Genomic DNA, 16162 nt, shown 5'->3' with positions numbered 1-16162 from the left:
TTTATGAAGATTCCTTTGTTAATGCGTTGTTTGGAATGACAAATTATTCTTGAATAGAAGCTAATCCTATAGGATTGATTCTTATAAATTTATTTCTTGATGAGTTTTAGGGTTGTTTTATTTCCGTTAGCCTCAATAGCTTGTAAAAAGTACACTCCAGATTTTATATGGGAGATGTCTATATTTTTATGCTGATTTTTAAACTCTAATGTTTTTGCACCATGGATGTTATATAAAACCCCTGATTGTATAGGTTTATTTAAGCTGAAAACACCTTTGGCTGGATTAGGAAATACTAAAAGGTTTTGAACTGGATCTTCTACCTCTTCAATGCCTAAACTTTCTAAATCTAAGTGAAAAGCAATATCGTAAACTCTAAATCTTGGTGGTAGTGAGCTATCAGCATTAACTAAATCTGTTACTAAAACTTCCATGGCCTGAGCAGATTCTGTAAAAGTAATCGGCGTGTCAAATTCGTAATATAAATCATCGGTATCACTAGTACTTGTATAGTTAAAACTTTGAGTTTCATCACCAATGGTAACATCAAAATTAACCGTATCGCCTTCACGAGATCTTATGTGAAAGACTATTTTTTCGCAAACCACGGTTTGTTCAGCTTTTACATTGATGTTAAAACCATCACCACCACCAACAGTTCGCATTTGAACAAATGCCGAGTTTGCTGTAGTGTTTCCTACTAATTCTGCATACACATCAGAACTTTCAGGTTCAAATAACTGTATTTCATCAACCGTGTTTAATGTGATTTTAGTGATATTAATAATCTCAAGTTCTTCAGATAAGACTAAGAAATTATTTTCATCTCTTAAATTAAAAACAATTCCAGTAGCATCATCAGGGACGTTTGCTGTTATAATATTATCATTAATGGTCACCGCTCCAGCTTCATACCACTCTACATTTGATTCATTTTTTCTGTATAATAAATGCCCATAACTAATTTCTGCTTCACCAGAATCATTTGCAATAATAGCCGTTGCTACTCCTGAGTTTTCATCATAAGTCACTAAGTTAATTGCAGGGACTAGAAGTTGATTAGGTAAAGGCCCATCTGGTTCTGAATAATCAGGATTCCATGATGGATATCTTGCATCATTATTGGCTAAATAAGCTTCTAAGGTATTAATCATATCTTGTTTCAACGTCTGATCCATAGTGTCTATGACATCTATTTGTTCATTGATGTCAACAAATGTATCTCCACCATCATACAATTGGTACGCTTCGTAAGTATTGTCAATATATTTTTTATATAATTTATAATTACCTCGTCTTATAGATGATTTTGCTTTGTGATCACTACCAACACTAGGATAGTGCCAAAAAAGATCTGTTCTTTCAGCTGTTGTACCATTTGTTGTTTGTTCTACTATGGTAGAATTACCTTTTAGTAAATCGCTTAAATCTGCACCATCTAAATCAGCATTAAGTTCGCTATCTATTGTGGTATCTGTTAGAGACAAAATTGTTGGAAAGAAATCTAAACCATTAACCACATTGTCAAATTCGTTAACGCCAATACCTGGTCCTGTAATCACTAAAGGAACACGAATACCCCCTTCTCTAGAACTTGTTTTTCCTTCATCTAAAGGAAAGTTGTCCGCTACAACTTCAAAACCGTTAGAGGCATTATTTTGCTCTGAAGCGCCATTATCTGAAGAAAAAATAACATAAGTTGTATCAAATAATTTCATTCCAGGATGCCTTGGGTCATCTGTGGCTTTTAAATAATCAACGAGCTTCCCTAAACTCCAATCTAGAGTTTGAACCATAGCGCCATAAAATGGATTATGTTCTCCAGCCGCAGTTAACGGTGTTGTTTCTGTTGGTATACCATTGGGGCCAACATCAGCTGGATCTATTTCACCGGCATCTACTAAGGTTTGTGTTATGTCTTGTAACATTGGTAGATCTCTAGTTTGTATTGGTGTATGCACTAACCAAGTCGCCATATAAAGGAAAAAAGGTTCTCCCGCTCCGCCATTAGCAGCGACGCGATCTTCTAAATAAGCTACAGCTTCATCTGTAACCGAATCATAGGGGATGCCATCCTCATCTAAAGGGAAATTAGGATGATTCCCTCCAAAATTTGCAATATCATAACGGTCACTCATACCTTGTTGAACACCTCTACTTGTAAATTCAGTATCAAAACCTTGATCTACAGCTACAGGAAAACCATTAGCGCCATCAATATGCCATTTACCAACATGACCTGTATGGTATCCATTAGCACTTAAGGCTTCTGCGATGGTGTATTCGTCAACATCTAATCGCTTTGGATAATAAGGGCCTATTAATTTATTAGCCGCTTGCGCGTTATTTAGACTAGGTAGTTTACCACCAGATACTTGCGTAAGTTTAGTTTTTATAGGGTGTCTTCCACTTAGCATTGCTGCTCTAGAAGGTGCACAGGTTGGTGCAGGAGAATAGGCTTGTGAAAATTTAGCGCCATCTGCAGCCAAAGCTTCCATCTTAGGAGTTTCCCATGGTACTGGGTTTCCTACATTATTTAGATTGGTGTCTTGCCAACCCAAATCGTCAACATAGAAAATTAGGATATTAGGTCGGTCTATAGTTTGACCATATAATTGGGGAATTAAAAGTAAACTGAATAAAAAGAGTAATGTTGTATTTTTCATATGGAATTGATTTGATGTAAAATTACTAGTAATAGCAAGGTTTGTGTTTCTAATTTCCATCATGTCCTTTCTCATTTCCATCGTTTTGATGCTATTTCTTTAAAAACGAGTAGTCTAATTCTGTAGACCGTATTCTGAAGGTGTAAAGGGTATAATTTTAGGGAAGGTAGTTTTGCTTGGTATTTGTCCATAAAAAAAGCACTAAATCATAAGATGGTTTAGTGCTTTTTTTTAATGGAAGTATACCTTACTAGTCCACAGGAATAGCTTTGGTTGCAAATACTTTGGTTAATTTTTGATACCCAGCATCTGGATAGCTGATTAAGTAATTGTTTTCATCAACTAAATTAAAGACGTAGTGTGTTGTACCTTCAGGTAAAGTCACAGACGCTTTATTGCCTTTTAAGGTCATAGGGACAGGAAACCAAATTTCGCCTTTTATACCACCATTGGTCGTGTAAATAAGTTCGGCTTTCGTCACCTTAGCACCATTATTTTTAAAGCTTACCCAAACGGTATTATCATCAGATCCATGATCTGCTATAGTCGGTACTTTAGATTGGTTTGGTAATGCTTTTTTACTGGTTGGATTGAAGTAAGGATACCTTGCGTTAAGTTGGTCTAAGCGCTCTTGCAACAATGCATTCATGGCTTTGGCTTTCTCAGGCATTTCTAAGGCCAGGTTTTTTGATTCCTCAATATCTACACGTTTCGATCCGTTGTCATAAAGTCGGTATAAGTCTAACGTCGTTCTTTCCTCAGTGTCGGTATAGTTACGTACCAATTTATAATCTCCAATTCGTAAAGTTGATTGCATAGAACTGTTAGGAAAGTGCCACATCATAGAGTTTCTAGATGCTCCGGTCCAAGGGTCAATGACCAATTTAGAGTCGGTCGGGTCTTTGTCTAATAAAGGCGATAAATCAGCACCATCAAGAATTTGATCTTTTTGTTTTTTAGTACCCGTCCAGCTTAAAATAGTAGGGTAGAAGTCAATACCATTGACAATAACATTAGATTCTACGTTTGAAGCGATATTAGGTCCTGTTATAATAAGCGGTACTCTAACACCACCTTCTTTGGCGTTTATTTTTCCTTTATCTAACGGGTAGTTGTCTGTTATAATTTCACGTGTATGGCGTTCCATACCACCATTATCTGATGTGAAAATAACATAAGTGTTTTCAATTAACATATGTCCAGGCCATCTCGGATCTTCTGTTTCTTTCAGGTATTTAAGTAATAATCCTGTGTAATGATCTATGGTTTCAACCATAGCAGCATAATAGGCATTTCTTTGACCGGCTTCGTCCCAAACATCACTTTCTCTTGGGTAGTCTATACCTAATTTTTCATAGTATTTCTTTAATAATGCCTCACTTCTTGTATGAATAGGGGTGTGTACTAAACGTGAACAATAGTAAAGAAAAAAGGGATCGGCTTTAGAGGCATCCATAAAGTCGATACCGTCTTGTGTAATGTCATCAAAAGGGAATCCTTCTTCGTCTAAATAAAAAGGATCTGAAGGATCTGTAGTGGCAAATCCAGTTGTTCTATCCTTCATTTTTTGATGTGATCCGAAGCCATGCTTAGAAAAATCAAAACCTTGCTGTTTAGGTAAAGGTTCATCCGAGCGTGCAGCACCGACGTGCCATTTACCTGAATGTCCTGTTTTATAACCATTAGTCTGAAGTGATTCTGCAATAGTAACTTCAGAAGCATCTAAAGCGCCACGCATCCAAGGGCTAATTAAAGTAGAACCATGATTGAAAGGTAAAGGCGGATGACCACCTCTAACATTGGTACGCTCTAAACGTACAGGATGTTTACCCGATAATATGGCCCCTCTTGAAGGCGAACAGGTTGGTGCTGGCGAATAGGCTTGCCAAAACATAACACCTTCTTTAGCGAGTTGATCAATGTTTGGGGTTTCAAATGGAGACGGTTCATCGACATCATAACATTTTACGTCTTGCCAACCTAAATCGTCAGTTACAATTAGTAATACATTAGGTTTGCTTGGTCTTTCGTTGTCTGCACGATTTTGACTGCTGCATGTTGTTGGGATGCTAGACAGTACAAAAAATGAAAGTAGGAATATTTTATACATTGTATTTCAGTAATAATTTATAAGATCTATTGATTTAAAATAAGATTAGTTTTTCTTCTTTTTTTTCTTTCTTTTCTTTTTCTTCTTGTTGCTTGCTCTTTTTAAAATTTCCTCATAGGTACCAATTAAATAAGGTTTTTTCTCTTCAGCTGTGGCATTTCTATCAAATAACACACCATATTTTTGATAATGATTATCTGCAGTCGCTTCTTTTCGCAACTTTTCGAGCTGTTCATCATAGATCGCACGCATTTTTTCGAGCTGTTTTTGGGCAGAAGGATCACTGACTTTATTGGTCATTTCTAATGTGTCTTCTCCAATATGAAAAAGTTCTTCAGTAGGATTCATGCGATCATCTTCATACTGCCAAAACACGTATTTCCAATCTTGAGAAACAACACCCATAGCTTGTATCTCGTCATTTCCCCACATATTAGTCAATGCAACAGTTTCGCGTTTAAATTTTCTAGGTTTCTCAATCAATAGGTTTAAATCTTCACCATCCATGTTTTCTGGAGCTTCTAAACCTGCATACTTTAAAATGGTTGGTGCCAAATCAATATTTGCGGTAATGGCTTCACGACGTACCCCTCTTTTTTTACTTGGTACTCTAGGATCGTAAATGATAAGTGGAGATTTAGAGGCTTCTTCATAAGGTAAAACTTTACCGCCAAAACTGTGCGCCCCACAGCTGTAACCATTGTCACTCGTGAAAATAATAATGGTATTATCGGCAATGCCTTGTTCTTCTAAAGTTTTTCTAATCATACCCAAGGCATAATCGACACCATGGATTAATTGGTTGTATTTCTTAATCGTTTTTTGGTAGCTCTCTTCAGAGTCTCTCCAAAAGTCGTAGCTGTTGTACTGTCGTCCTGTTTTTGCTTGAGGCGCTAAATGTTCTGCGTTTTCTGCTCCGTAATTATCGGGTTTCTTGTATGTTTTTCCTTCGTAAACATAGTCGAAATATTGATCTGGTGAAAAAGGCATGTGTGGTGCCTTAAAGCTAATGGACATAGAAAACGGTTTACCCGTAGCTTTAGCTTCTATAATAAAATCTTCTGCCCAAGCCGCATATGCTCTAGTACTATGCGGATATTTTTCGGCATATTTAGCCATGTATTTGTTTTTGGCTGTTCGGTAACTTGTTTGCCCTAAGCCACCTGCCCAATTGTCAAAATCATCAATAGGAAGGTCTTCCCATTTATTATGACTTGTGCCATTGCCATCATCAGAAACGGCTAAACCAAATTTACCTGCAAATCCGGTATAATACCCTTGTTCTCTTAAAAGCACAGGATAAGATTTTGCAAATTTATCTTTTCTAAGTGGACCATGTTCAAAATTACAACCCGCTTTATATTCATACATTCCGGTAAGAATAACCGCTCTACTGGCCATACAAATGGCTGTGGTATTATAATGGTTTTCAAATAATACCCCTTCTTCCGCTAAGGCATCCATATTTGGGGTTACCACTTGGTCGTTACCATAACAACCTGTTGCAATACTGGTTTGATCATCCGATAACAAGAAGATGATGTTTGGTCTGTCTTGCGCAAAACTGCTTGCCGTAATAATGCTGAAAATGCATGATAAAATGATATGCTTCATATACCTTTTGTTGCTTTTTATTATTTATTAATGTTGAAAATATAAGTGTTAATTAGATACGATTATTTTTTTTGTGATGCTGAGGTTATTACCATCGCTAAGTTTTACAAAATAAATGCCTTTATTTAAGGATCTCATGTCTATTTGTGTGGTGGTCGTACCATTGTTCCATACGGTTTCCATCACTTTAGCTCCTATAGTACTAAAAATAGAGATGTAATTGACCTCTGTGGTAAGACGATTAATAGTTAAAATATCTGTGACTGGGTTGGGGTAGAATTTAATCTCTGAGGAATTAAAACTGGCAACCGATAATAGATCTTCACCGACTAAATAAGCGCCTTCAGGTCTAACGTAAGGTATACATTCAGGAATAGGAGTAGCGGTAAGTCTATCGTTAATAGCTTTCATAATAAGCATTTCATCATCCATCATATACCCTTTGTCATTACCAGTGTCGTCTATAGTAGTGGCAAAAGTTAATGCTGAGTTCCCTTGTACCAAACGTTTTGTAAATCGATACGCATCTTCAATACCAAAAACTATAGGATGTGAAGATACATGCCATTTTTCTCTAATAGGAAACCAAGCGTGTTTTAATACCGTATTCCCTTGGTACATAGACCATGGATTTTCTATCATAGCAGGAATTGTAAACTCTTCATAGGCCCAAGAATTTGGTGGTGCGCCTTGTCCAAGAGCGGTAACGTGTCCTTTGGTGAAATCTTGATAGGTGCTATTGGCTTCAAACTTTATAATTTTATAATCCGTCTCATCGTCATCATCAAGACCATCAGAATCGACTAAAAGATTATTGCCATTTTCATCTTGAAAATAAAGTCCTGTAGGTTGTGCGCCTATAATGGCAGTTGGATCGGTATTTTTTATCATTAGCGCAAAATCTTCTAAGTGCCCATCATTGAGAAGTTCAGAAGTGGTATCTAACCAATACCCATCGGCATAATCTTTAACTTCTAATACAAAACCTTCAATTAAATCCTTGTAGGCTGCATATTCGTCGCCTGCAAAATTGTTAGTGTAGTAATTGATCCAAGCGGCTTCAATATCTGCGCCGTCATCAATAGCTCTATCTAAATAATTGGTAGAGATGTATAAAATAACCTTTTTGCCATTGCTTTTGAATTTTTGCATGACTTCAAAAAGGATGTTCTGATTGGCTACACTAGGTACTAAGGCTTCGTGGATTTCATTCGCCACATCGACGTTGCTATTTTGTCTAAGTGAGAAATAATGCGAATGCGCAAAATACGATAAGTTGGTAATCACGTGCCCTACCGCAGGCAATTCATCGACCACTTCTTGAGCACCAGCAGGAAGATCGTAACCGCCAGCGACTTCAGAATCTAAACGTTCGCCGCCATACACAGGAAATGTAATTCCCCATGAACCGGATAACCATGAGGCTGGGTGAGAAGCAACATCTACAACTTGGTCTGTAGCGCCACTAATAGCGTCTATATAATAAGTGGTAGCCGGTACTGAGCTTGTGCCATTGGCAAAACCTATAGCAATTTGCTGATAGCCACCAGCATCGATAATAGCGTTAGGGATAGCAGTCCCGTTAAAATTAAAGGTAAAGGTTTCCCATTGTTGCCCAACGGTAAAGTTGAGTTCTTGGGCACTTTCAGAATCTATTGAAGTATGCGATAAATGCACACTTATTTTTGAATTATTGGCGTTTAATGACGCTGTAGGAATATCAATATAAGCCTTAAAGGTTACAGTATATCCTGAGAAATCGTTAACCGCATTATATAAATCGAATTGTAAAAATGCGTCTTGACCTTGAGCTCTATTAAAATTAGAAACGGTTGCATTGGTATTGATTCCGCTAACGTCTGGATTAGAAACCTCTCTAATAAATGTTCCTGAACTGGTACTTTCTTGTTCAATTTTAAAGGTCGATGTTTCATTTTCGTACCATACAAATTGTGCATTAGAGAATTGAAGGAAAAAAAGTAAAATAAAGAAAACGTGTAGAGATTTTTTCATTTTTAAAGAGTTAGCTTACATTAGTTAACCAAAGATATATGCTGAATAGGGAATCTCGTTTCTTAAAATAGTCAAATACTTGCTCTAAAACATCATTTGTAATAATCGAAAACAAAAACTCATGTTTCTGTTAAATAGAAGCTAGGGGGAGCTACGTTTTCTTAAGAATGCTTTCGGTTGATCCCTGAAATCATTTCATTTTAAAGCCTGCCTTTTAGTAATACGTCTATAGCATTTGTCATTGTAAACTGTACGAATATTCATTTTGAAATATAAAAAAGTCCTGAGTTAAAAATTAACAAAGGACTTTTTTTACAAGTTGTTTTTTTAAATTCTTATGGTTTTAAAACTAATTAAAGTTTGAAGAGGACCATTAACTCCCTAACATTAATTTTTATCTATAATGACTTTTGCTAACCTAAAAATAGGGGTTGTTGTATTCCCTTCAGTTAACATCTCATCCAAAGTAATCGTAACCGTAAGTGGTGTTCCTGAAATCAATGAGATGGTTGATGCAAATTCAAAATCGATCGCTGGAGCACTACCACCATTCTCCGTTGAAGTAGCTTCGTAAGAAAAAGGTGTATCTGGATAACCTGTGACAGAAACGGTTCCGCTAACGCTACCTTTTGCTCGTTTTGCTAACTCTAAATTTAATGTCGCATCAAATGCTGTTGTTGCATTGGTCGTTACGTCAAAAGTGAAAACTGCAGTGGCACCATCATCACTAGCATCTGCAGTAGCAACACCTATAAAATTATTGTTTTCTACAAGTATACCTGTACCGCCCACGGTAATTATACTCTGATTAAGATCATCGTCATCTTCCTTTCCAACATTAAAGGTTTGCGTATTATCTCCCGCAATATCAAATGAAATATTATTAGGGTTGATTGGATTACTAATGTCACGGTCTAAAGTTACTTTAGATAATCTAAAAATAGGGTTTGTGGTATTGCCTTCGGTTAACATCTCATCTAGTGTAATCGTCACCGTAAGCGGTGTGCCTGAAACTAGTGAAATCATTGATGCAAATTCAAAATCGATAGCCGGAGCACTTCCTCCATTTACTGTTGAAGTAGCCTCATAAGAAAAAGGGGTATCTGGATAACCCGTTACAGAAACGGTTCCGGAAACGCTTCCTTTTGCTCGTTTTGCTAACTCTAAATTTAAAGCAGCATCAAATGCAGTCGTTGCATTAGTCGTTACGTCAAAAGTAAAAACAGCGGTAGCGCCATCATCACTAGGATCGTTAGTAGAAACCCCGATAAAACCATTGTTTTCAACAAGTGTTCCTGTTCCACCTACGGTAATAATATCTTGGTTAAGATCATCGTCCTCTTCTTGTCCTACATTGAATGTTTGACTATTCGCTCCGGCTTCATCAAATAAAATTTCTGGGCTAGTAGGTTCGTCTCCACCGCCTTCACCATCACCGTAATCAACATTTGATTCTAAGATGATTTGTACTACAAACCCTTCCTTATTATCAATACTATCAGAAATAAAGATAAATCTACCAAGGTTTTCAAAATTGAAAGAATACACACCGTTTGCTTCGCCATTAGTCGCTTCTATTAGTGTTTCCGTAACATATGGCCAGTTATTACCATCGGCATCATCAATTCTAAGTGTTGGATGTTTCGCTTTTAAAGTTCCAAATGCATATTGCAATTCTTCCTCAAGCGGACGCGGATAATTAGTGGTATAACCTTCGTATAAGTCAGAGTATAAATATATTTTATCAATAATATTTGTTGTAGTGTTTACACCAAACCCTATGCCTTCAGATAAATACTGCCATCTTACTATTCCATCTACGGCTTGCGTTATTTCTTCAGGCGTACCGTGTAAGGCTTCTAACTCTACTGAAGTATCTACGCCTATTTCTATACCTTCTACGGTTTTGAAATCTACGGTGCCATATTCATTTACACCAAATGAACTTGGTTCTGGTACGATTACAGGGTCGTAGTCCGGATCATTTGAACAGGCTATGCTAAACAATAAGAGAATAGCTGAAATATACTTGAGAGTTTTCATAAAGTTTAAATTAGTATTAATATGTCTTCAAATATCTCATACTTATCTGAAAAAACGATTCTTTATTCTATCAAATGCTTGCTCTTTTTATGCATAAGTAATTTTAGTCCTTAAATAGTGCATTACGATAGCGTTTTGATCTTTAGTTTATTCCAAATTATATAAATGAAATTGATGTTCTTTTTAAAAGCAAAATGTATTTTGAACTGTTATTTAAATGCGAAGTTAAATTAGTTGAGTTCCGATACCAATGTTTTGCATCGTTCTCTATATTGATTTAAAACTTCAAGATAATCTTTGTTTCCCACTAAGTTATTTTGCTCTTTAGGATCGTTAATAATATCATATAGTTCCTCGTAAATTGGTTGTTCATCATTTTCTATGGTTTGATTAGGAACATATTTTGAGCGGTCATTGTCTTTACTAAAGGAACGAATGTATTTAAATTGTTTACTTCTTACGCCTTCTTGTCTTGGGTAGCCTTGATCGGTGAATAGGTTTTCTAAAAAGACATCTTCTCGCCAATCAATTTGTTTATCGTGTATTAAAGGCAGGACACTTTGCCCTTGATAGGATTCTGGTGTTTCCATGCCACATAGTTCTAAAATAGTGGCAGGAATATCTTGACCAACCACCAAGTCATCAATGACTTTTCCTTTGGTTTTATCCTTAAAAAATGGTGAATACACAATCATAGGTACATGTACAGATTCATCATATAAAATGGTTTTTCCGCCTAGGCCGTGTTCGCCTAAAAATAAACCGTTGTCTGAACAAAAAACAATAATGGTGTTTTCAGCTTCACCGATTTCTTTTAAAAATTCGCGTAGTTCCCCAAGCATTAGGTCAATGGCATAAACGGCACGATCCATTTTTAGTTTTTCGTTTAGCAATTTCCCTTTATTAGAGGTCACGTAGTATTTCATTAAATCTTTAGTGGCATAGACATTGTCTGGTAAACTAATGTCTTGCGGATAGTCTTCAGGTAATTCAATCTGATCTTTAACGTCCTCGTATTTTGTTTTGTAATATTCCGGATCTTCTGGCTGCGTGCCCATTCCTCCAATACTAGACGCATGCGGTAGATTTAAATTAATCCAAGCCGAAAAAGGTTTATTAGGATCTCTTTTGTTGAGTTGTTTTTTGATGGAAGGCTGCGCATTTTCATAAAAATAATCATAGCTATCATCTTGAGTTAAAAACGCTTTTGTAGCTTCTAACATCCCTTCAATTTGGGTTTTGTTTTTAAGGTTGGAAAATTGCTTATGACGTTTTGCAGGATAAAATCCTAAATGCCCATTGCCATAATAAGCAAAGTCTGTGTTTTGATTTAAAGGAGTATTGTGTTTGTCTCCAATTTTAGTGTGACTCTTACCAATAAACGCCGTAGAATAACCTGCTTCCCTTAAAAGTACTTGCCAGCTTTTTTTATAGGTTTCTTCCGTAATGATATTTTTAGAGATGTAATTAAAGCCTATTTTATTTTTGCGTTCCCATTGACCCGTGAAAATATTGGCTCTACTTGGGCCGCAAATAGGACTTGTAATATAAGCGTTATTAAAAAAGACACCTTCTTTTGCTAGCTGATCTATATGTGGGGTTTCCGTTACCGGATCGCCTGTCATGCTTAACGAATTAAAGCGTTGATCATCTGAAAACACAAAAATAATATTTGGTTTCTTCGGTTGTTCTTGTGCTGTGCAGGAGAAGAACGACGTGAGTATAAAGAGGCTGTATAAAAAGGTTTTCATGTGTTTGTATTTATTGTTTTTAGTGGTCACATGCTGTTCGCTATTAATTATTCCCATGGATGATATTTCTGTTTAGCACGCTCGTTTCATAATAAATTAATAAGAACTGTAATAGTTATGACCTGGTAGACGTTTTGTTTTTTCACCATAACCGAAAAGGTTTTGTTCATTTTCTGATTTTGGTAATTCTTCAATGTTTAAATCTGTTTGATTTAATGATTTTGAAGTAATAATAACGGTTTCATTGGTTTTTAAATCGATCGTATAAAAGCCGTCTGAAGATTCCTCTACTGAAATTGATTTTCCGTTTTTATAAAATTTTGGATTCTCGAAATCTACTTGAACAGTACATACGTTGCCTTTTAAGCTTTTAACCGACACAAATTCCGTTTCGCCTTCTACTTTTTTCGCACTCACTAAAAAGGCACCTTGTGTTCTAAAATCGTGAAACGCTACATCTTTCCATTTTTTAGGACTGGCTGGAAATACACGAATTTTTCCTCCCCAACTTTGTAGCATCATATCGTGTAAACTTGTGGCAAAGGACAGCGGACTTTCAATTACCGGATTTATTTTGCCTTCAGAATACATGGTGGTTGAGGAAATGTTTTTGTGCTTAATTAAGAAATCGAGGTAATAATAGGCTTTTTCAGCATCGCCTAAATTAGCATACATAGAAGATGCTCCTGTTGCCGTATAACCGGTTACTGGCATGGCTTTAATCTTTTTACCACTGTTGAATGTAACATCTAACCAATGGTCTAAAGAGGTGCGTAATAATTGTTTATCTTCTTCTTTTTCTGGTGTAATCACCATTAAAGGATAAAAAGCTAGTAAATGCGAATAATGACGATGTGGATTAGCAAAAGGTCGATCTTTTCCAACCATAAGGCCATTCTCATCAATTTGAAACTCTACCAAATTATCTAATAGATGTTGCCATTCTTTTTTAAGCGGATCGTTTATGTGATGTTCATTGTCAATGTCAATAAGGGTTTGACAACTCCAACGAATTAAAGCCAAGGTGAAGTTAATATCCTGACCACGTCCTGGTTTGTATTCTGGTGACCAACTGTATTTAATATGAATTTTACCGTCTTCGGCCTTTACAGGATTATCTTTAATATAGTTTAAATAACTATTTACGGTTTTTTTCAAAATCGGAAATAACTTATCGCGCATACGCTCATCATCACCCGCAAATTGACAATGCAACCAATAATCATTTAGAATCCATGCCAACATATCAGGCACTTTTCCACCATTGAAAGCAATTAAATCTTGAGGCATTAAAGCCGCAACGGCCGCACTGTTTTTCCAATGTTTAGGCACATTGTTTTCTAAGTTTTCGGTGTACTTATCAATGTTGTTGGGTAAAGATTCACCAATAGCCATTCTGTTGGCGGTTAAATGCGTCCAATAGATGAGTTGCACGTTTAAATCGCCCCAAACCATTGGCCAAAAGGTTCTGTTGTACCAAGGGCCCATTAAATCTAAAATTGGTCCGTTACCACGAGAAGCAGAGCCTAATTTATACATTTGTATCCAGTAAAACGATTCCTTTTCAGCATCGTTGATCGTTATAAAACTCAACGGATAATACTTGTGCCACCACTCTTGGTGCGTTGCTATAAAGTTGCCATCTTTAATAATTGCATCAGCAGTTTCTAAGTTTTTAGTAACAATGTCTAAGGAATTATGTTCTGGGAAGGTATGATGCACACTTGCAATTAACTGTTGTTTTCCTGATTCACGACCAGTTGTTTTCCATCCCGTCGTAGTTTCTCCTCTATTATCAAATAAGGCTTGATAGCAGAAATTATAACCATTTTTTTGACTGAATTCTGGTTTTGGTGCCATTTCTAAAGTCACGGCTCTCATTTTATCCCAAGTGCCACCTTTTGGACCGCCACCGCTTTTTAAAACTTCGTAAACGGGTGGAATAGGGGCTTCAGCATGCCATGTGATGTCTACAGCTTCGTTTTTAGCATCCGTTTCAAAATAAATAATATCGTTAGTACTGTGTGTAAAGCCTTTAATGTTATACGAGCCTTCTGTGGTTGTTATGGTTCCTGTAAGTTCGGCATTCCATAAATCTAAGCGCATATCTACACCTGTAATTTTTCCTTTAGATGTTAATTTAAAATGACCCAGTGGTAATCGGCTGCGTTTGATCCAAAGCATTTCTTCGGCTTTTGTTTCCGCTTCTCTGTGATCGTAATAGTCATGTCTTCCAATATGAAGCGAGATCACATTGTCATTTTCCTCTGGACTTTGGTATAATAAAAATCCAACATTCCCATTTCCAGAATAAGGTGCGGTTTGCCATTTGTCTGGCATAATATCCCAAAGCATATCGTGTTTGGATAAAAAGGACTGGTAATCGACTTTGAAATCTACTTGATTATTCTGTGAAAATAAGGTGCTCGACACAAGAATTAACAAACAAAGGGCATGTGTTTTAAGTTTTAATCTAAACATAGTTACGAATTGGGTCTATTAAATTACCGTTATAAAGTTGAATAACAAATATATTTTATAAACACATGAAAGTGATTCTCTAATCCTTCAATTATTATCTGTAATTCTGCATTGTGCTAGAATATGTTACCTACTTATGTGTTGATATTTAGTAATTTAGCTCAGTATAACTTATGTCGAACGGTTTTTCGAAATGAGATCACCATTTTTTTAATTTAATAATCTTTTTTCAGAGAAAAATATATGAAATTTGGACCGCCATAAAGTTAGGTGTTTTTAACCTAGTATTTTCTAACATAATAGATTTTAAAGATGAATAAAAAAGTATTTGTTTCAGGTTGTTTTGATATGTTACATAGTGGACATGTGGCATTTTTTAAAGAAGCTGCTACTTACGGTGATTTATATGTTGGAATTGGTTCTGATGCAACAATAGAAAAACTTAAAGGCCGAAAAACTATCACATCAGAACAAGAAAGAGTCTATATGATTGACTCTATTAAGTATGTCAAAGAAGTTTTTGTCAATTCAGGTTCAGGAATTTTAGACTTCAAAGAAGAACTAGAAAAATTAAACCCTGACCTTTTTGTGGTTAATGAAGATGGTTATTCTGCCATGAAAGAAGAGTTTTGTAACGCTTTAGGTATTGAATTAAAAGTACTAAAACGTGTGCCAGATGCGGATCTTCCACCGCGATCAACGACTGCAATTAGAACTACTGGAAATTGCTCTTTGCCTTATAGAATAGATTTAGCAGGGACATGGATAGACCAACCCTATGTGTCGAAATATCACCCTGGATGGGCAATAACATTATCTTTAGAACCTATCATTGAGTATAACGAACGTTGTGGTATGTCAACCTCAACCAGAAATGCTGCTAAAAAAATATGGCCACATTATTTGCCTTTTGATAGGCCGGAAAAATTAGCTGAAATCCTTTTTAAATATGAAAACACGCCTGGTTCAACATTAATTTCAGGAGCGCAAGATGCCATTGGAATATGTATGCCAGGACTTGTGAGACATTATTACGATAACGCATATTGGCCTACAAAATTTGAGTCTATTCATTCCGAAGCGACCCTTTCATGGTTAGAAGAGCATCTTTATATGGTATTACTTTGGCCAAGAGACAATGAGTTGGATCTTTTAAAAGAAACCAATATAAATGAAGAAGATGTTAAAGCACTTTCTGATTCAGCTGATTTAGTTTGGGAAGCTATTAAAAATAGAGATTTACAAAAATTTGCTGAAGGTTTTCTAAAATCATTCAATTCACAAACGAAGATGTTTCCTGCAATGGTTGATTCCAAAATAAATGCGGAGATTGAAAAATACAAAGACCAAGCTTTGGCCTGGAAATTAGCAGGCGCAGGAGGTGGAGGTTATTTGATATTGGTATCTGATAAGCCTATTGAAGGGACGATGCGAATTAATATACGTAGAAAAGAAGTTTTGTAGTTAACAGCTGAAACTATTGA

The 16162-nt window shown here is 36.1% G+C and carries 8 protein-coding genes; 1 reads left to right on the top strand and 7 read right to left on the bottom strand.

All coding sequences use genetic code 11. The features are described 5' to 3' along the window. Positions 1-89: 89 nt before the first annotated feature. The 7 genes from ACFQ13_RS09015 to ACFQ13_RS08985 all read right to left on the bottom strand — a co-directional run bounded on the left by ACFQ13_RS09015 (position 90) and on the right by ACFQ13_RS08985 (position 14678). Positions 90-2666: a sulfatase-like hydrolase/transferase gene (locus ACFQ13_RS09015; protein WP_386116441.1), complete on the bottom strand. Its 2577-nt coding sequence runs from the start codon at positions 2664-2666 to the stop codon at positions 90-92. A 250-nt stretch (positions 2667-2916) separates the two neighbouring features. Beyond that, complete coding sequence (locus tag ACFQ13_RS09010; RefSeq protein WP_386116439.1) at positions 2917-4776, bottom strand: sulfatase; 1860 nt, start codon at positions 4774-4776, stop codon at positions 2917-2919. Positions 4777-4821: 45 nt separating this feature from the next. Continuing rightward, positions 4822-6390: a sulfatase family protein gene (locus ACFQ13_RS09005; protein ID WP_386116437.1), complete on the bottom strand. Its 1569-nt coding sequence runs from the start codon at positions 6388-6390 to the stop codon at positions 4822-4824. A gap of 48 nt (positions 6391-6438) precedes the next feature. Further along, positions 6439-8403 (bottom strand): T9SS type A sorting domain-containing protein, encoded by a 1965-nt coding sequence (locus ACFQ13_RS09000; protein ID WP_386116435.1) that lies wholly within the window; start codon positions 8401-8403, stop codon positions 6439-6441. A gap of 387 nt (positions 8404-8790) precedes the next feature. Beyond that, positions 8791-10446 carry a hypothetical protein gene (locus ACFQ13_RS08995; RefSeq protein ID WP_386116433.1) on the bottom strand — a complete coding sequence of 552 codons (1656 nt, stop codon included), beginning with the start codon at positions 10444-10446 and terminating at the stop codon, positions 8791-8793. Positions 10447-10676: 230 nt separating this feature from the next. Then, entirely contained in the window at positions 10677-12254 is a 1578-nt protein-coding gene (locus ACFQ13_RS08990; RefSeq protein ID WP_386116430.1) for a sulfatase-like hydrolase/transferase, read from the bottom strand. Between the two features lie 39 nt (positions 12255-12293). Then, the gene (locus ACFQ13_RS08985; protein WP_386116428.1) at positions 12294-14678 is read right to left on the bottom strand and encodes a glycosyl hydrolase family 95 catalytic domain-containing protein; all 2385 of its coding nucleotides are present in this window, start codon (positions 14676-14678) and stop codon (positions 12294-12296) included. Positions 14679-14990: 312 nt separating this feature from the next. On the opposite strand from ACFQ13_RS08985, the gene ACFQ13_RS08980 reads away from it, so the two are divergent. Continuing rightward, positions 14991-16142, top strand: a complete 1152-nt coding sequence (locus ACFQ13_RS08980; protein WP_386116425.1) for an adenylyltransferase/cytidyltransferase family protein — start codon at positions 14991-14993, stop codon at positions 16140-16142. Positions 16143-16162 lie beyond the last annotated feature (20 nt).

This window comes from Winogradskyella rapida (assembly GCF_042675845.1).
In the GTDB taxonomy this organism is placed as follows: Bacteria; Bacteroidota; Bacteroidia; order Flavobacteriales; family Flavobacteriaceae; genus Winogradskyella; species Winogradskyella rapida.
This window is presented reverse-complemented; position numbering and strand designations above follow the sequence as displayed.